General features: G+C 71.2%; 16 protein-coding genes. 4 read left to right on the top strand and 12 right to left on the bottom strand.

Annotated features, from left to right (window positions below; all coding sequences use genetic code 11):
* Window positions 1–3: 3 nt before the first annotated feature.
* Together purE and ACZ7MF_RS39190 are read right to left on the bottom strand one after the other, a co-directional pair.
* Window positions 4–546, bottom strand: a complete 543-nt coding sequence (gene purE, locus ACZ7MF_RS39195; protein ID WP_471482971.1) for a 5-(carboxyamino)imidazole ribonucleotide mutase — start codon at window positions 544–546, stop codon at window positions 4–6.
* The gene (locus ACZ7MF_RS39190) at window positions 543–1,682 is read right to left on the bottom strand and encodes a 5-(carboxyamino)imidazole ribonucleotide synthase (RefSeq protein WP_471482970.1); all 1,140 of its coding nucleotides are present in this window, start codon (window positions 1,680–1,682) and stop codon (window positions 543–545) included. Before ACZ7MF_RS39190 ends, purE begins: the two co-directional genes overlap by 4 nt.
* A 164-nt stretch (window positions 1,683–1,846) precedes the next feature.
* On the opposite strand from ACZ7MF_RS39190, the gene ACZ7MF_RS39185 reads away from it, so the two are divergent.
* Window positions 1,847–2,428: a GtrA family protein gene (locus ACZ7MF_RS39185; protein WP_471482969.1), complete on the top strand. Its 582-nt coding sequence runs from the start codon at window positions 1,847–1,849 to the stop codon at window positions 2,426–2,428.
* A 57-nt stretch (window positions 2,429–2,485) separates the two neighbouring features.
* On the opposite strand, the gene draK is transcribed toward ACZ7MF_RS39185, so the two are convergent.
* Window positions 2,486–3,760 (bottom strand): two-component system sensor histidine kinase DraK, encoded by a 1,275-nt coding sequence (gene draK, locus ACZ7MF_RS39180; RefSeq protein WP_356859393.1) that lies wholly within the window; start codon window positions 3,758–3,760, stop codon window positions 2,486–2,488.
* A 34-nt stretch (window positions 3,761–3,794) separates the two neighbouring features.
* On the bottom strand, window positions 3,795–4,472 hold the full coding sequence (locus ACZ7MF_RS39175; RefSeq protein WP_115742474.1) for a response regulator transcription factor: 678 nt from the start codon (window positions 4,470–4,472) through the stop codon (window positions 3,795–3,797).
* A 494-nt stretch (window positions 4,473–4,966) separates the two neighbouring features.
* On the opposite strand from ACZ7MF_RS39175, the gene ACZ7MF_RS39170 reads away from it, so the two are divergent.
* Entirely contained in the window at window positions 4,967–6,463 is a 1,497-nt protein-coding gene (locus tag ACZ7MF_RS39170) for an MFS transporter (RefSeq protein WP_471482966.1), read from the top strand.
* A 94-nt stretch (window positions 6,464–6,557) separates the two neighbouring features.
* Here the strand turns inward: ACZ7MF_RS39170 and ACZ7MF_RS39165 are convergent, their stop codons facing one another.
* Window positions 6,558–7,016, bottom strand: coding sequence for a carboxymuconolactone decarboxylase family protein (locus tag ACZ7MF_RS39165; protein WP_471482964.1), 459 nt, complete (start codon window positions 7,014–7,016; stop codon window positions 6,558–6,560).
* Window positions 7,017–7,101: 85 nt separating this feature from the next.
* On the opposite strand from ACZ7MF_RS39165, the gene ACZ7MF_RS39160 reads away from it, so the two are divergent.
* The gene (locus tag ACZ7MF_RS39160; RefSeq protein WP_471482963.1) at window positions 7,102–7,986 is read left to right on the top strand and encodes a sigma-70 family RNA polymerase sigma factor; all 885 of its coding nucleotides are present in this window, start codon (window positions 7,102–7,104) and stop codon (window positions 7,984–7,986) included.
* Between the two features lie 233 nt (window positions 7,987–8,219).
* On the opposite strand, the gene ACZ7MF_RS39155 is transcribed toward ACZ7MF_RS39160, so the two are convergent.
* Together ACZ7MF_RS39155 and ACZ7MF_RS39150 are read right to left on the bottom strand one after the other, a co-directional pair.
* Window positions 8,220–8,732 (bottom strand): ATP-binding protein, encoded by a 513-nt coding sequence (locus ACZ7MF_RS39155; protein ID WP_471482962.1) that lies wholly within the window; start codon window positions 8,730–8,732, stop codon window positions 8,220–8,222.
* Between the two features lie 196 nt (window positions 8,733–8,928).
* Window positions 8,929–9,306 (bottom strand): STAS domain-containing protein, encoded by a 378-nt coding sequence (locus ACZ7MF_RS39150; protein WP_003975744.1) that lies wholly within the window; start codon window positions 9,304–9,306, stop codon window positions 8,929–8,931.
* Window positions 9,307–9,558: 252 nt separating this feature from the next.
* On the opposite strand from ACZ7MF_RS39150, the gene ACZ7MF_RS39145 reads away from it, so the two are divergent.
* Window positions 9,559–10,473: an RNA polymerase sigma factor SigF gene (locus ACZ7MF_RS39145; RefSeq protein WP_356859381.1), complete on the top strand. Its 915-nt coding sequence runs from the start codon at window positions 9,559–9,561 to the stop codon at window positions 10,471–10,473.
* Between the two features lie 75 nt (window positions 10,474–10,548).
* Here ACZ7MF_RS39145 and ACZ7MF_RS39140 read toward each other — a convergent pair whose 3' ends face one another.
* The 5 genes from ACZ7MF_RS39140 to hutU form a co-directional block, all read right to left on the bottom strand.
* Window positions 10,549–10,884, bottom strand: a complete 336-nt coding sequence (locus ACZ7MF_RS39140; protein ID WP_471482960.1) for a hypothetical protein — start codon at window positions 10,882–10,884, stop codon at window positions 10,549–10,551.
* Window positions 10,885–10,922: 38 nt separating this feature from the next.
* Entirely contained in the window at window positions 10,923–12,098 is a 1,176-nt protein-coding gene (gene hutI / locus ACZ7MF_RS39135) for an imidazolonepropionase (RefSeq protein WP_471482959.1), read from the bottom strand.
* Between the two features lie 68 nt (window positions 12,099–12,166).
* Window positions 12,167–13,516, bottom strand: coding sequence for a formimidoylglutamate deiminase (locus ACZ7MF_RS39130; protein WP_471482958.1), 1,350 nt, complete (start codon window positions 13,514–13,516; stop codon window positions 12,167–12,169).
* Entirely contained in the window at window positions 13,513–14,730 is a 1,218-nt protein-coding gene (locus ACZ7MF_RS39125) for an allantoate amidohydrolase (RefSeq protein WP_471482957.1), read from the bottom strand. The genes ACZ7MF_RS39130 and ACZ7MF_RS39125 overlap by 4 nt, the downstream gene beginning before the upstream one ends.
* Window positions 14,727–16,391, bottom strand: coding sequence for a urocanate hydratase (gene hutU / locus ACZ7MF_RS39120; RefSeq protein ID WP_471482956.1), 1,665 nt, complete (start codon window positions 16,389–16,391; stop codon window positions 14,727–14,729). Before hutU ends, ACZ7MF_RS39125 begins: the two co-directional genes overlap by 4 nt.
* Window positions 16,392–16,420 lie beyond the last annotated feature (29 nt).

Below are 16,420 nucleotides of genomic sequence, written 5' to 3'. Positions count from 1 at the left end.
CCGTCACTTTCCGAATCCGAAACCGGCCGCGGAGCCCTCGACCTTGGTGCGCAGCCGCTTGCCCTTCTCGGTGGCCTGGTCGTTGAGGTCCTGCTGGAACTCGCGCATCCGGCCGAGCAGTTCCTCGTCGTGGGCGGCGAGGATACGGGCGGCCAGCAGACCGGCGTTGCGGGCGCCGCCGACGGAGACCGTGGCGACGGGGACACCGGCCGGCATCTGCACGATGGACAGGAGGCTGTCCATGCCGTCGAGGTACTTCAGCGGCACCGGTACGCCGATGACCGGCAGCGGGGTGACGGAGGCGAGCATGCCGGGCAGGTGGGCGGCGCCCCCGGCCCCGGCGATGATCGTCTTGAGGCCGCGTCCGGCGGCCTGCTCGCCGTACGCGATCATCTCGTGCGGCATGCGGTGCGCGGAGACGACGTCGACCTCGTAGGGGATCTCGAACTCGTCGAGCGCCTTGGCGGCGGCCTCCATGACGGGCCAGTCGGAGTCCGACCCCATGACGATGCCGACGACCGGGCTCACCGGGCTGGGCTGGCTCATTCGGTGATCGTGCCTCTCAGGTAGCCGGCAGCGTGACGGGCGCGCTCCAGCACGTCGTCCAGGTCGTCGCCGTAGGTGTTGACATGGCCGACCTTGCGGCCGGGCTTCACGTCCTTGCCGTACATGTGGATCTTGAGCTGCGGGTCGCGGGCCATGCAGTGCAGGTACGCGGAGTACATGTCCGGGTAGTCGCCGCCCAGGACGTTGACCATCACCGTCCACTTCGCGCGCGGGCGCGGGTCGCCGAGGGGGAGGTCGAGGACCGCGCGGACGTGGTTGGCGAACTGCGAGGTGATCGCGCCGTCCATCGTCCAGTGGCCGGAGTTGTGCGGGCGCATCGCCAGTTCGTTGACGAGGACGCGGCCGTCGCGGGTCTGGAACAGCTCGACGGCGAGGTGGCCGACGACGCCCAGCTCCTTGGCGATGCCGAGCGCCATCTCCTCGGCGCGCAGGGCGAGCGCCTCGTCGAGCTCGGGCGCCGGGGCGATCACCGTGTCGCAGACGCCGTTGACCTGCTGGGACTCGACGACGGGGTAGGCCACCGCCTGACCGTGCGGGGAGCGGACCACGTTGGCGGCCAGCTCGCGGACGAAGTCGACCTTCTCCTCCGCCAGCACGGGCACTCCGGCGCGGAACGGCTCGGCGGCCTCCTCGACGGAGTCCACCACCCACACGCCCTTGCCGTCGTACCCGCCGCGGACCGTCTTGAGGACGACGGGGAAACCGTCCCCCTCGTCCGCGAAGGCGGCCACGTCGGCCGGATCGCGCACGATCCGGTGCCGCGGGCAGGGCACACCGATCGCGACGAGCTTCGCGCGCATCACGCCCTTGTCCTGGGCGTGCACGAGCGCCTCGGGGCCGGGGCGGACGGGGATGCCGTCCGCTTCCAGGGCCTTGAGGTGCTCGGTCGGCACATGTTCGTGATCGAAGGTGATCACGTCACAGCCGCGCGCGAACTCGCGCAACGTGTCCAGATCGCGATAGTCGCCGACGACGACTTCGTTCACGACCTGCGCCGCTGAGTCCTGAGGAGTGTCACTGAGAAGCTTGAACCTGATGCCCAACGGGATGCCCGCCTCGTGTGTCATACGAGCGAGCTGGCCACCGCCGACCATGCCGACTACGGGGAACGTCACACCCCTAGCGTATCGGCCGCGCGGAGCCCACCTGTTTACCGGCCGTTTCCCGCCGGTCCCGGCGCCCGTTCCGGCCCGCGTGGGTCCGTCCGCAGGAAGATCGCGCGTCCGGGTGGTTAGCATGAACGGATTGACGCCAACCCTGGACGGGGGCCTGCACGACCATGGGACATGGTTCCTCGGGTGCTCACACGGCTCCCTCCGCGCCCGATGCGCCCGATGCGCCCCGCGCCGGGATGCGGGAGCGGATCGACCGGCTCGTGCGCGAGGTCGTGAAGTTCGGCGCCGTGGGCGGCGCGGGGGTGCTGGTCAACCTCCTCGTCTTCAACTTCGTACGGCACACGACCGACCTCCAGGTGGTGCGGGCCAGCATCATCGCCACGGTCGTCGCGATCGTCTTCAACTACGTGGGCTTCCGCTACTTCACCTACCGCGACCGCGACAAGAGCGGCCAGACCCGCGAGATGTCGCTGTTCCTGCTGTTCAGCGCGGTCGGCCTGGTCATCGAGAACGGCGTGCTCTACACCGCGACGTACGGGTTCGGCTGGGACAGCCCGCTGCAGAGCAACATCTTCAAGTTCCTCGGCATCGGGATCGGCACGCTGTTCCGCTTCTGGTCGTACCGCAGCTGGGTCTTCCGCGCGCTGCCCGCCCGTGAGCCGGTGACGCAGGCGGAGACCTTCCTGGAGCACGAGCACCCGACCGCGGTCCCCCGCGCGGACGGCGCCCCCGCCGGCCACCGCTGACCCGCTCTCCCGCCGACCCGCTCCCCCGCCCCCGGGGCCCCTGGGCCCCTGGGCCTCTCAGCGCACCGTCTCCCCGCCGTCCCCCGAGGACTTCTTCGAGGGCGGCGTGCGGGACAGGAACAGCCCGAATACCGGCGGACGCCCCTGGAGCAGCTCCAGGCGGCCGCCGTCCGCCTCCGCCAGGTCACGGGCGACGGCGAGGCCGATGCCGGTGGAGTTGCGTCCGCTGATCGCCCGCTCGAAGATCCGCGCCCCCAGGTCGCCCGGGACGCCGGGGCCCTCGTCGGTGACCTCGACCACGGCCTGGTTGCCGGTCACCCGGGTCCGCAGGGCCACCGTGCCGCCGCCGTGCATCAGGGAGTTCTCGATCAGCGCGGCCAGCACCTGCGCCACGGCGCCCGGGGTGCCCACGGCCGTCAGATGGCGCTTGCCGGAACTGACGATGGCCCGCCCCTCACCGCGGTAGGCCGGACGCCATTCGGCGATCTGCTGCTGGATGACGTCGTCCAGCTCGAAGGTGACGGCAGAGCCGCTGCGCGGGTCGCGGGAGTTGGTGAGCAGCCGGTCCACGACGTCCGTCAGCCGCTCCACCTGCGACAACGCGATCGTCGCCTCCTCCTTCACCGTCTCCGGCTCGTCGGTCAGGGTGATCTCCTCCAGCCGCATCGACAGTGCGGTCAGCGGCGTGCGCAGCTGGTGGGAAGCGTCGGCGGCCAGTCGGCGCTCGGCGGTGAGCATCCGGGCGATGCGCTCGGCGGAGGAGTCCAGGACGTCCGCGACCCGGTCCAGCTCGGGGACGCCGTACCGCTTGTGCCGCGGGCGCGGGTCGCCGGACCCGAGCCGCTCGGCGGTCTCGGCGAGGTCGGTGAGCGGGGAGGAGAGGCGGTTGGCCTGCCGGATCGCCAGCAGTACGGCGGCGATCACCGCGAGCAGCGCCACCAAACCGATGATCAGCAGGGTCCGCCCGACCTCCCGGGTCACCGAGGAGCTGGGCTCCTCGACGAGGACCGTCTCGCCCTCCTCGCCGGTGGCCCTGCCCTGGAGGACGTCGCCGGTCGGCTTGCTGCCCACCTCGACGACCGGCTCGCCGGGAATGCGGATCACGGCGTACCGGGCGTCGCGGATCTGCTCCCGCAGGAAGTCCTCGTCGACGGAACCGGTGCCGATGAGCCGGCTGTCGACGATGCTGGCCAGCCGCACCGCTTCCAGGTCGACCCGTTCCTGGGCCGTGCTGCTGATGGTCCGGGTCTCGACGATGACGAGGGAGACGCCGAAGACGGCGATCACCACGAGCACCACGGCGAGCGTGGACTGGATCAGTCGGCGGCGCATGTCCTCTTACCCGGAAGGCCCTCTCGGGGCCCGCTCAGTTCTTCTCGAAACGGAAGCCCACGCCGCGCACGGTGGCGATGTAACGGGGGTTGGCCGCGTCGTCGCCCAGCTTCTTGCGCAGCCAGGAGATGTGCATGTCGAGGGTCTTGGTCGACGACCACCAGGTGGTGTCCCAGACCTCGCGCATCAGCTGGTCGCGGGTGACGACCCGGCCGGCGTCGCGCACCAGGACCCGCAGCAGGTCGAACTCCTTCGCGGTGAGCTGGAGCTCCTCCTCGCCCATCCAGGCCCGGTGCGACTCGACGTCGATGCGCACCCCGTGGGTGGCGGGCGGCTGCGGCGGCTCGGCGGCACCGCGCCGCAGCAGGGCCCGGACCCGGGCGAGCAGCTCGGCGAGGCGGAAGGGCTTGGTGACGTAGTCGTCGGCGCCCGCGTCCAGGCCGACGACGGTGTCCACCTCGTCGGCGCGCGCGGTCAGGATCAGGATCGGCACGGCGTGGCCCTCGGACCGCAGCCGGCGGGCGACCTCGAGTCCGTCCATGCCCGGCAGGCCCAGGTCCAGCACGACCAGGTCGATGCCGCCCTGCAGCCCGGCGTCGAGTGCGGTGGGGCCGTCCTCACGCACCTCGACCTCGTACCCTTCCCTGCGCAGTGCGCGGGCCAGCGGCTCCGAGATGGACGCGTCGTCCTCGGCGAGCAGTACACGGGTCATGGGCTGATGGTAGACCGCTCGGAGCAACGCCCGGGGCAAGATCGCTGCGAGGACCGCCCCACCCCGCCACCCCCGCGTCCGGACCTGCGGCTGTGGGGTGCCATCCTGGGGGAAACCTTCGAAAGATCGTTCACGGTTCCACTATTACCTGTGATCCGCGTCTCAAGTCCTTCCATACCGGGCGGTGTCCTGCCGTATGGTGAATCAGCGCCTGTAGCACCCAGCGGACCTTTGGCGACAGTTCGACGCTGAAGGTCTTTTTTGTGTGCGGGCCGACCCCCACGGTCGGCCTTGAAAGGAATGACCTGTGGCCGGGCCTCACCGCGTGCAGTGACGCGCGCAGAGGCGTGGATCCCGGTGGCCGCCGCCCACCGCTTCGCAATCCGGAGCGGATCCCTCAGGCGTGGGACGGGCTGGAAAGGCCGCCGGTGCCGGCCGCCCCCCACCGGGCGCGCATCGCCTCATGAGCGCGTCCCGACCAGCAAGGATCGACCATGGCGTCCAGCCTGACGAAGGACTCGGTCACCCCGGGCACCCCCGGCACCGAGAAGACCTTCTTCGGCCACCCCCGCGGACTGGCCACACTCTTCATGACCGAGATGTGGGAGAGGTTCTCCTACTACGGCATGAGGGCTCTGCTCCCGCTGTACCTCGTCGCCCCGGGTGGTCTCGGCCTCGGCGCCGGCACCGCGACCGCGATCTACTCGGTGTACCTCTCGCTGGTGTACCTGCTCACGATGCCGGGCGGCTGGTTCGGCGACCGCGTCTGGGGTCCCCGCAAGACCGTCGCCATCGCCGGCGGCGTGATCATGCTCGGCCACCTCACGCTGGCGCTGCCGTCGTCGGGCACGTTCTACGCGGGCCTCGGCCTGGTCGCCATCGGCTCGGGTCTGCTGAAGGCCAACATCTCCACGATGGTCGGCCAGCTCTACGACGGCCCCGACGACCCGCGCCGCGACGGTGGCTTCACCGTCTTCTACATGGGCATCAACCTCGGTGCCTTCGCCGCGCCGCTGACCATCGGCACCATCGGCGAGAACGTCAACTGGCACCTGGGCTTCGCGCTCGCCGCGGTCGGCATGGGCCTGGGCGTGCTCCAGTTCCTGATCGGCAGCCGCCACCTGGCCCCGCACTCCAGCGCGGTCCCGAAGCCGCTGTCCGTCGAGGAGAAGACCTCGACGCTGCGCAAGGCCGCCTTCTGGGCCGCGCTGGCCGTCGTCTTCTACGCGATCGTCGGCTTCTCCGGCCACTACACCCTGAACTGGATCCTGGTCCCGCTGACCCTGCTCGGCGTGATCATCCCGGTGCTGGTGCTGACCAACATCAAGCGCGACAAGTCCCTGGACCGCGCCGAGCAGTCCAAGATGTCGGCGTACATCTGGTTCTTCGTCGCCGCCGCCGTGTTCTGGATGATCTACGACCAGGGCGGCTCGACCCTGTCGCTCTTCGCCGACTCCTCGGCCAACAACAGCGTCTTCGGCTGGAGCTTCCCGGTCTCCTGGTACCAGTCGGTCAACCCGGTCATCATCATGGCCCTGGCCCCGGTCTTCGCCACGGTGTGGCTGGCGCTGAACCGCCGCGGCAAGGAGCCGAGCACGGTCGTCAAGTTCTGCGGCGGTCTGGTGCTGGTCGGCGCCTCCTTCTTCCTCTTCCTGGCCCCGCTGGGCATCGCGGAGGGCGGCCACAAGGCCGCGGCCATGTGGCTGGTGGCGATCTACTTCGTCCAGACCTGCGGTGAGCTGATGCTCTCCCCGGTCGGCCTGTCGGTGACGACGAAGATGGCGCCGGTGAAGTACGCCTCGCAGATGATGGGCGTCTGGTTCCTGGCCGTCACCGCCGGTGACGCCACGACCGGCCTGCTCTCCATCGCCGGCGTCGACCTCAACAAGACGGGCATCGTCGCCGCGGAGGCCACCCTCGCGGTGGTCGCGGGCATCGCGATCTGGATGTACCGCAAGCGCGTCAAGGAACTCATGGGCGACGTGCGCTGAGCCCTGCGGACGGCTGTCTTTGAACGGAGGGTCACCTCATCCGGCGGATGGGGTGACCCTCCGGGCGTTCGGGCAGGGGAAGATCCGGCTGGACTCAGCCCCAGGTCTTGCCGGCCGGTTCCTTGACGGTGCGGTTGATCCGGTTGAAGAAGTTGGTCAGCGCGATCTCCAGGTTGATCGCGCCGATCTGCTCCTCGGTGAAGTGGGCGTTGGCCTCTTCCCAGATCTCGTCGGTGACGCCCGGCGCGCCGTCCTGCAACCGGGTGGCGGCTTCGGCCAGCGCCAGCGCCGCGCGCTCCGCGTCGGTGTAGAACGGCGCCTCACGCCACGCCGCCACGTGGTGCAGCCGTTCATCGGTGTCACCGGCCTTCTTGCCCCCGGCGACGCCGGCGTGGACACACGCCGAGCAGCCGTTGATCTGGCTGGCCCGCAGGTGGAGCAGCGCGAGCAGCTTCGGGTCGACACCCCCGGCGGCGATCGCCTTGTGGAGGTGCTGGATCGCGGTCCACACATCGGGGTTGCCCGTGTTCTTGCTCTTGAGCCGGTTTTCCATGGGGAGTGCTCTCCTTCATCGGGTTACGTTGCCGCGCCCGTGCGCGTCATCCCTGTGACGGAGCAGCTTCCAGAGAGGTAACAACATGGCCGGCACCCAGCCCGCGGACCCGATCGCCGAGGCCTTCGAGTCCCACCGTGAGCGGCTGCGCGCCGTCGCCCACCGCATGCTCGGATCACATGCCGACGCGGAAGACGTGGTCCAGGAGGCGTGGCTGCGTCTGTCCCGCCAGGACACCGACACCATCGACAACCTCGCCGGCTGGCTGACCACCGTCGTCGGCCGTATCTGCCTCGATGTCCTGCGGTCGGGCCGGACGCGCCCGGAGGTCTCCTTCGACGGCCGGCTCGACCGGCTGCCCGAGTTCACCGTGACGCTCGACGACGCTCCCTCCCCGGAAGACCTCGTGGCACTCGGGGACTCCGTCGGCCTCGCGCTGCTCACGGTCCTCGACTCGCTGCGTCCCGACGAGCGGCTGGCGTTCGTACTGCACGACGTGTTCGCCGTGCCCTTCGGAGAGATCGGCGCCATTCTCGGCAAGTCCGCCGACGCGAGCAAAATGCTCGCCAGCCGCGCCCGAAGGAAGATACAAGCCGCCCAGCAGCCGGCAAGCACCGGTCGACCACAACGCGAGGTGGTCCAGGCCTTCCTGGCCGCGGCCCGCGACGGCCGGTTCGAGCAACTGCTGCAGGTCCTCCACCCCGACGTGAAGTTCACCGTCCACACCCCGAGCGGCACGTTCGTCACGCTCGGAGCCACCGAAGTCGCCACCCGCGCGCGAGTGGCCGGCGGCACGGCACGGGGACATGCGGCCATCGTCAACGGCTGCCCCGGCGTCCTCTCCTGGAGCAAGGACGGCACCCCGCTGTCCCTTCTCGTCTTCACCGTCGCCGACGGCCGCGTCACCGAGATCACCGCCCTGGTCGACCCGGCCGAACTCGCGCGAATGGACCTGCCGGACCCGGTGTGACCCCCTACCGGTGAAGGCCGCGCCCACTGAGTGGACACCTGCCGCGGAGGAGGCGAAGTCGGCCCACGCGGCGCCGAGGAGGGCGAGCCGCGGACGTGGCGACATCGAGTGCGGGCCTCCATGGGGGCCGGGAGCGTCCTGCACTTCGAAAGTTGGGCCTCCGCGTCCAGAAACTCACCGCCGCCGTGGTGAGTGTCCAACCGGACGGTGTCCGCGCAGCCCCAGGGGCGGCCTTACGCCGGGGCTCCCAGCTCCGCCCAGACCCGCTTGCCCGCGACTCCCGGGGTGCGTACGACGCCCCAGTCCAGGCACAGGCGCTGCACGATGAACATGCCGTGGCCGCCGGGGCGACCGGCGCGGTGCGGGGTGCGGGGTGCGGGCTGTCCCGTGCCGCGGTCGGAGACCTCCAGCCGGATCACCTTCTTCTCGCAGGTGATCCGCAGCTCGTCCGGCCCCTCGGCGTGCAGGCACGCGTTGGTGACCAGCTCGGAGACGACGAGCAGGACGTCCTCGGCGGCCGCACGCTGGTCCGCGGTGGCGGAGGGCAGCCAGCCCCAGGCGTACAGCGCCTCGCGGGTGAAGTCACGGGCCAGCGGGACGACCCCGCTCGCGTCCTCGAAGCTCAGCCTGCGGGCCTGCCGCCCGCCGCCCTCCCCGGACGCGGAGGCGGGCGCGGACGCCGTCCCGGAAGCGCCGCCGGGCTCCGGGCCGCGGTCGCCCGGCGAGTAGGGCCGGGTGGTGCTCATCAGCGCTTCACCTCACCGATTCACCAGTTCACGTTTCAAAGTCGTAGACAGCCATGTCGTACACAGCCGGTTCAGGGTCTCTCCTGCCCGACCGGATCGTACGAACACCCCTGTATTGCGCACGAAACCCGGGGCGGGGTGAAAACACCCGCTCCGGGAAGCACACGCACCCCTCCGTCGGCCGGACAAGGACGGCTCAGTCGGACGCGTCGGCCAGGGCGGCCGCAAGCGTGTCATGAAGGGTGAAGACCGCTTCGGCCCCCGTGATCTCGAACACGCGCGCTACTACCGGCTGCATGGCCACCAAATGCACTCCGCCCCCCGCGGCTTCCGCTTTCAACCGAGCGCCGAGCAGGACGTTGAGCCCCGTGGAGTCGCAGAACTCCAGCCGTGAGCAGTCCACGACGAGCCGGTTGAATCCCTTGTCGAGACAGTCCTCCAGCGGCTCGCGCAACAGATCGGCGGTGTGGTGATCCAGCTCACCCGCCGGGGTCACGACGGCGCTGGGGCCCTCTTCCCGCACCTCGACCAGAAGCCGGCCCGACTGGGCACTGCCGACCGTCCCGCGGTCCATGCCGTTTCTCTCTCCCGAGGTCGTGACTGCTTGCTGACGCACTCGAACACTACGCCTTCCCACCGCACTCCGACACCCGAACAACCGCACACAAACGGACATACCCGCACAGAACACACTTGCGGTCAGCTCGGTAAACCCGGTAGGGCTAGTAAGACACGTAAACCGACACGGCCGGCTTTGGAGGCGCCGCACACCGCAGTGCACGTATCTGGCTTCGGCAGCCGTATGCCGAGAACGATGGAGGACATCATGTCACCCCGGCTCGACGGATCGCGTACCCACGAAGCGACGTCGACACTCCCTCCGGAACATCTGGATCCCATCGCGCACCATGACGCCGTCGTCGACCACGACGACGCACTCGCCGGGCTTCCGGACATCCCCGCGTACGACGAGGTCGCTCCGGCGGACGCCAGGGCCCTGTCCAAGACCCTCTTCGAGCGGCTGGAGTCGCTGGAGGAAGGCACCCACGAGTACGCGTACGTACGCAACACGCTCGTCGAGCTGAACCTCGCGCTGGTCAAGTTCGCCGCCTCCCGCTTCCGCTCGCGCAGCGAGCCGATGGAGGACATCATCCAGGTCGGCACCATCGGCCTGATCAAGGCGATCGACCGCTTCGAGCTGTCGCGCGGTGTGGAGTTCCCCACGTTCGCGATGCCGACCATCATCGGCGAGATCAAGCGCTTCTTCCGCGACACCTCGTGGTCCGTGCGCGTTCCGCGCCGCCTCCAGGAGCTGCGGCTCGACCTGGCGAAGGCCGGTGACGAGCTGGCCCAGCGCCTCGACCGCGCCCCGACGGTGACCGAGCTGGCCGAGCACCTCGGCCTGTCCAAGGACGAGGTCGTCGAGGGCATGGCGGCGTCCAACGCCTACACCGCCTCCTCGCTGGACGCCCAGCCGGAGGAGGACGACGCGGAGGGCGCGCTCGCCGACCGCATCGGCTACGAGGACCACGGCCTCGAAGGCATCGAGTACGTCGAGTCGCTGAAGCCGCTGATCGCCGAGCTGCCCTCGCGGGACCGGAAGATCCTCTCCCTCCGTTTCGTCGCCGGCATGACCCAGTCGGAGATCGGCGAGGAGCTGGGCATCTCCCAGATGCATGTCTCACGTCTGCTGTCGCGGACCCTCGTACGGCTGCGCAAGGGGCTCACGGTCGAGGAGTAGTCCTCAGACCCTGACCGGGTGTCGCTTGCCCTCCAGGGGGGCGGTCCGAAATCGGGCCGCCCCCCTTCGGGCTGTTCACGGGGGGCCGGCGATCAGCCCGGCCGTCATCGGCAGGAACGGCACGAGGACGCACAGGAGCCAGAAGGAGCGCGGGGCGAGGGTGGTCCTGCGTCGCAGGGGCTCGTTGGCCAGCCACCAGATGATCCCGAACAGCACGACCACCGGGACGACGACCACCAGCATGGGCAGCATGCCGTCGTTCTCCGTCGGGTTGCGCATGGACCCCCCGAACTCGGCCAGCGGCCCGTTCGCCAGCAGGTACCAGACGAGCCAGATCGGCACCACCGCCGGAACACCGAGCAGCAGGTTCACCAGGAACGGCGCCCCCCATGCCCGCCAGTGCCTCGCCATCCGCCCCGTCCCCCCCGCTCCCACCGACGCCCGTAGGCTCACACCTTACGTACGCCCCGCCGCCACACCCCCGCGACCAGCGGCACCCCCGGCCGGTAGGCCAGGTGGACGTGGCTCGGGGCGTCGAGCAGCGTCAGGTCGGCGTACGCCCCCGGGACGAGGCGGCCGACGTCCTCGCGGCGCAGGGCCGCGGCGCCGCCCGCGGTGGCCGACCAGACCGCCTCGTCCGGCGTCATCCCCATGTCCCGTACCGCGAGCGCGATGCAGAAGGGGACGGAGGACGTGAAGGAGGAGCCGGGGTTGCAGTCGGTGGAGAGGGCCACCGTGGCACCCGCGTCGATGAGACGCCGGGCGTTGGGCCACTGGGCGCGGGTGGAGAACTCGGCGCCGGGCAGCAGGGTCGCGACCGTACGGCTGCCCGCGAGGGCGTCCACGTCGGCGTCGGTGAGGTGGGTGCAGTGGTCGGCGCTGGCGGCGTCGAGTTCGACGGCGAGCCGGACGCCGGGGCCGTAGGAGAGCTGGTTGGCGTGGATGCGGGGGTGCAGTCCCCTGGCCTTGCCCGCGGTGAGGATCGCGCGGGCCTGGTCGCCGTCGAAGGCGCCCTTCTCGCAGAACACGTCGATCCAGCGGGCGTGCGGGGCGCAGGCGTCGAGCATCTCGCCGGTGACCAGGTCGACGTAGGCGGCGGGGTCGTCGGCGAGTTCGGGGGCGACGATGTGGGCGCCGAGGAAGGTGACCTCGTCGGTGTGGCGGGCGGCGACGCGCAGGGCGCGGGACTCGTCGGCGGTGGTCAGGCCGTAGCCGGACTTGGTCTCGAAGGTCGTGGTGCCCTGGCGCAGGGCCTCGACGAGGTAACGGGTGAGACCGGCCTCCAGTTCCGCGTCGCTCGCGGCGCGGGTGGCGGCGACGGTGGTGCGGATGCCGCCCGCGCTGTAGGGGCGGCCGGACATGCGGGCGTTGAACTCCTCGGTGCGGTCGCCCGCGAAGAGAAGGTGGGAGTGGGAGTCGACGAAGCCGGGGAGGACCGCCCGGCCCTCGGCGTCGACCCGATTGTCAGTGGCGGGTGCTTTGCTTGATTCACCGGTCCACACGACGCGGTCGCCCTCGATGACGACGGCCGCGTCCCGGACCAGACCGAGCGGGGAGTGGTCGCCGAGGGAGGGGTCGTTGGTGACGAGTGCGGCGATGTTGGTGATGACGGTGCTGCTGCTCATGGGGTCCCTGGTGTCCTCGTGGGGGCTGGGGCGGGGGTCTGGGCCTGGCCGCGGGCGGGCGCCGGTGGTCAGGCGCGCAGGGCGTCGACGGCCCGCGCGAGGGCCTGCGGCACATCCGGTACGAGGGCGTGCGCCCCGTCGCGTACGACGTGCCGCCCGCCCACGACCGTGTGCCGTACGTCCGCTGCCGTCGCGGCGAATACGGCCGTCTCGGCGCCGAGTCTGGGCAGCGGCCCCGCTGTCCTGACCGAGTCCAGCGCGACCGTCGCCAGGTCGGCGCGGGCCCCGGCCTCGATGCGGCCGGTGTCGTCCCAGCCGAGGGCGGCGTGGCCGTCGGCGGTGGCGGCCCGCAGGAGGGCGGCGGCGGTCCAGTGGCCGCGGGCGCGGGTGCGCAGGCGCTCGTTCAGCTCCATGGCGCGTGCCTCCTCCAGCAGGTCGATGACGGCGTGGCTGTCCGAGCCGAGGGAGAGCGGCGAGCCCGCCCGCTGGAGCGCGGCCGCGGGTCCGATGCCGTCGGCCAGGTCCCGTTCCGTGGTGGGGCACATGCAGGTGCCGGTGCGGCTGCCGCCGAGCAGGGCGATGTCCTCGTCGGTGAGGTGGGTGTTGTGGACGCCGGTGGTGCGGGCGCCCAGCACACCGTGGTCGGCGAGGAGCCGGGTCGGGGTGCGGCCGTGCGCCTGTTGGCAGGCGTCGTTCTCGGCGGTCTGCTCGGACAGGTGCACATGCAGCGGAGCCCGCCGCGCCTCGGCCCACTGCGCCACGGTCGCCAACTGGTCGGCGGGCACGGCCCGTACGGAGTGGATCGCGGCCCCGATCCGTGCGTGATCCCGTTCCTTGAGAACTGAACAGCGTTCGGCCCAGGCCTGGGCCGTGCCGTCGGAGAAGCGGCGCTGGTGGGTGTTCGGGGGGGCGCCGAAGCCGGAGGAGAGGTAGCAGGTGTCGAGGAGGGTGATGCGGACACCGGCTTCGGCGGCGGCCTCGATCAGCGCCTCGCCCATCGCGTTGGGGTCGGCGTAGGGGGTGCCTCCGGGCGCGTGGTGCACGTAGTGGAACTCGCCGACGGCGGTGATGCCGGCCAGCGCCATCTCGGCGTACACGGCGCGGGCGAGGGCGTGGTAGGTGTCCGGGGTCAGCCGGTCGGCGACGGAGTACATCACCTCGCGCCAGGTCCAGAAGGTGCCCGAGCCGACCTGGACGGTCCCGCGCAGGGCGCGGTGGAAGGCGTGGGAGTGCGCATTCGCCAGCCCCGGCAGGGTCAGTCCGCGCAGGATCTCGGCGCCGGGCGGCGGGGTGGCGACGCCCTGGTGGACGGCGGTGATGCGGCCGTCGCCCAAGTCGACGGCGACGTCCGGCTCGACGTGGGTGCCGAGCCACGCGTGCTCCAGCCAGTACGTCCGGGTCCCCTCGGAGGAGGTCACGTGCAGGCCAGCCCTTCCAGTACGTCGGCGAGTGCGTTCACCCCGGCCACGCAGTCGTCCTCGGCGGCGTACTCGGCCGGGGAGTGCGAGACGCCGGTGGGGTTGCGCACGAACAGCATGGCGGTCGGGATGCGGTCGGAGAGGATTCCGGCGTCGTGTCCGGCACCGGTGCCGAGGACGGGGACCTTCAGCTCCGTCTCCGTGCCCAGGATGCGCCCGAGTTCGTCGCGCAGGGCGTGGTCGAACTCGACTACGGGCGTGAAGGACTCGCGGACCACGTCGAGGTCCACGCCGTGTGCGGCGGCGTACTCGCGGGCGGCCTTCTCGATGCCGGTGACCACGGTGTCCAGGCTCGCCTGGTCGGCGGCGCGGGAGTCAAGCCAGCCGCGCACCAGGGAGGGGACGGCGTTGACGCCGTTGGGTTCGACGCCGATCTTGCCGAAGGTGGCGACGGCACCGGCGAGTTCGGCCTCGCGGCGGGCGGCGAGGACGGTCTCGGCGTACGACAGCATCGGGTCGTGCCGGTCGGCGAGGCGGGTGGTGCCGGCGTGGTTGGCCTCGCCGCGGAAGTCGAACCGCCAGCGTCCGTGCGGCCAGATGGCGGACGCGATGCCGATGCGGTCGCCGGACAGGTCGAGGGCTCGGCCCTGTTCGACGTGGAGTTCGACGAAGGCGCCGATGCGGGCGAGCCGTTCGGGGTCGGGGCCGAGGGTGCCCGGGTCGTACCCGGCGGACTCCATGGCCTGCGGGAGGGTGACGCCGTCGCCGTCGGTGAGTCGGTGCGCCTGCTCGACGGTGAGCGCCCCCGCGGTCAGCCGGGAGCCGACGCAGGCGAGGCCGAAGCGGGCGCCCTCCTCGTCGCCGAAGTTGACGATGCCGAGCGGCCTGGTGAACCGCGCTCCCCTCCCGCGCAGTTCGTCGAGGGCGGCGAAGGCGGAGACCACGCCGAGGGGGCCGTCGAAGGCGCCGCCGTCGGGCACGGAGTCCAGGTGGGACCCGGTGACGACGGCGTTCCCGGCCGCCGGGTCGCCGAGCCAGGCCCACTGGTTGCCGTTGCGGTCGGTCTCGTAGGTCATGCCACGTGCCTCGGCCTGCTCCTGGAACCAGGTCCGGCAGTCGGCGTCGGCGCCGGTCCAGGCGGAGCGGCGGTAGCCGCCGGAGACGGAGCTGCGGCCGACCGGCAGCAGCTCCGCCCACATGCTGTGGAAGCTCACGCGCCGTCACCCTCGCGCATCGGCACCCGCACGTCGCGCTCGGCCGCCACCGACTCGGCGATGTCGTACCCGGCGTCGACGTGCCGGATGACGCCCATGCCGGGGTCGTTGGTGAGCACCCGGCGGATCTTCTCCCCGGCGAGCGGGGTGCCGTCGGCGACAGTGACCTGCCCGGCGTGGATGGAGCGGCCCATGCCGACGCCGCCGCCGTGGTGGAGGGAGACCCAGGAGGCGCCGGAGGCCACGTTGACCATGGCGTTGAGCAGCGGCCAGTCGGCGATGGCGTCGGAGCCGTCGAGCATCGCCTCGGTCTCGCGGTACGGGGAGGCGACGGAGCCGCAGTCGAGGTGGTCGCGGCCGATGACGATCGGCGCGGCCAGCTCGCCGCTCGCGACCATGTCGTTGAACCGCTCACCGGCCTTGTCGCGCTCGCCGTAGCCGAGCCAGCAGATGCGGGCGGGCAGGCCCTGGAAGTGGACCCGCTCCCCCGCCATCTTGATCCAGCGGGCCAGGGACTCGTTCTCGGGGAAGAGGTCGAGGATGGCCTTGTCGGTCTTGGCGATGTCGGCGGGGTCGCCGGACAGGGCGGCCCAGCGGAAGGGACCCTTGCCCTCGCAGAACAGCGGGCGGATGTAGGCCGGTACGAAGCCCGGGAAGGCGAACGCCCGGTCGTACCCGGCGAGCTGGGCCTCGCCGCGGATGGAGTTGCCGTAGTCGAAGACCTCGGCGCCGGCGTCCTGGAAGCCGACCATGGCCTCGACATGCCGGGCCATGGACTCCCGCGCCCGGGTGGTGAAGCCCGCCGGGTCCTTGGCGGCGGCGTCGGCCATGTCCTCGAAGGCGATCCCGGTGGGCAGGTAGGCCAGCGGGTCGTGGGCCGAGGTCTGGTCGGTGACGATGTCGATCGGGGCGCCCATGGCGAGGAGCTGCGGGACCAGCTCGGCGGCGTTGCCGAGGACCCCGATGGACAGCGGCTTGCGGCGGTCGCGGGCCTCGGTGGCCAGCTGCAGGGCGTGGTCGAGGGAGTCGGCCTTCACGTCGAGGTAGCGGTGCTCGATGCGGCGGTCGATGGCGCGCGGGTCGCAGTCGACGCAGATGACGACGCCGTCGTTCATGGTGACCGCGAGGGGCTGGGCGCCGCCCATGCCGCCGAGGCCGGCGGTGAGGGTGATGGTCCCGGCCAGCGTGCCGCCGAACTTCTTGGCGGCGACGGCGGCGAAGGTCTCGTAGGTGCCCTGGAGGATGCCCTGGGTGCCGATGTAGATCCAGGAGCCGGCGGTCATCTGCCCGTACATGGTCAGGCCGAGGGCCTCCAGGCGGCGGAACTCCTCCCAGTTGGCCCAGTCGCCGACGAGGTTGGAGTTGGCGATGAGGACCCGCGGGGCCCACTCGTGGGTCTGCATGACGCCGACCGGGCGGCCGGACTGGACGAGCATCGTCTCGTCCTGCTTGAGGGTGCGCAGGGTCCGCACCATCGCGTCGAAGGAGCGCCAGTCGCGGGCCGCCTTGCCCGTGCCGCCGTAGACGACGAGCTTGTCGGGGTGCTCGGCGACCTCCGGGTCGAGGTTGTTCTGCAGCATCCGCAGGGCGGCCTCCTGCTGCCAGCCCAGCGCGCTCGGCTCGGTACCGCGTGGCGCTCGGACAGGGCGGGGTCCGGACATGGTCTGCCTCCTGGTGGCTTGCTCCCGGC

This window comes from Streptomyces sp. NPDC111628, assembly GCF_055635195.1.
The sequence above is the reverse complement of the archived record's forward strand: the minus strand, read 5'-3'. Positions and strand labels throughout refer to the sequence as shown.

Excerpts from the sequence above, each read along its gene's own strand:
- purE (WP_471482971.1), bottom strand. The coding sequence starts at position 546 with ATGAGCCAGCCCAGCCCGGTGAGCCCGGTCGTCGGCATCGTCATGGGG.
- ACZ7MF_RS39185 (WP_471482969.1), top strand. The coding sequence starts at position 1,847 with ATGGGACATGGTTCCTCGGGTGCTCACACGGCTCCCTCCGCGCCCGAT.
- draK (WP_356859393.1), bottom strand. The coding sequence starts at position 3,760 with ATGCGCCGCCGACTGATCCAGTCCACGCTCGCCGTGGTGCTCGTGGTG.
- ACZ7MF_RS39175 (WP_115742474.1), bottom strand. The coding sequence starts at position 4,472 with ATGACCCGTGTACTGCTCGCCGAGGACGACGCGTCCATCTCGGAGCCG.
- ACZ7MF_RS39170 (WP_471482966.1), top strand. The coding sequence starts at position 4,967 with ATGGCGTCCAGCCTGACGAAGGACTCGGTCACCCCGGGCACCCCCGGC.
- ACZ7MF_RS39165 (WP_471482964.1), bottom strand. The coding sequence starts at position 7,016 with ATGGAAAACCGGCTCAAGAGCAAGAACACGGGCAACCCCGATGTGTGG.
- ACZ7MF_RS39160 (WP_471482963.1), top strand. The coding sequence starts at position 7,102 with ATGGCCGGCACCCAGCCCGCGGACCCGATCGCCGAGGCCTTCGAGTCC.
- ACZ7MF_RS39155 (WP_471482962.1), bottom strand. The coding sequence starts at position 8,732 with ATGAGCACCACCCGGCCCTACTCGCCGGGCGACCGCGGCCCGGAGCCC.
- ACZ7MF_RS39150 (WP_003975744.1), bottom strand. The coding sequence starts at position 9,306 with ATGGACCGCGGGACGGTCGGCAGTGCCCAGTCGGGCCGGCTTCTGGTC.
- ACZ7MF_RS39145 (WP_356859381.1), top strand. The coding sequence starts at position 9,559 with ATGTCACCCCGGCTCGACGGATCGCGTACCCACGAAGCGACGTCGACA.
- ACZ7MF_RS39140 (WP_471482960.1), bottom strand. The coding sequence starts at position 10,884 with ATGGCGAGGCACTGGCGGGCATGGGGGGCGCCGTTCCTGGTGAACCTG.
- hutI (WP_471482959.1), bottom strand. The coding sequence starts at position 12,098 with ATGAGCAGCAGCACCGTCATCACCAACATCGCCGCACTCGTCACCAAC.
- hutU (WP_471482956.1), bottom strand. The coding sequence starts at position 16,391 with ATGTCCGGACCCCGCCCTGTCCGAGCGCCACGCGGTACCGAGCCGAGC.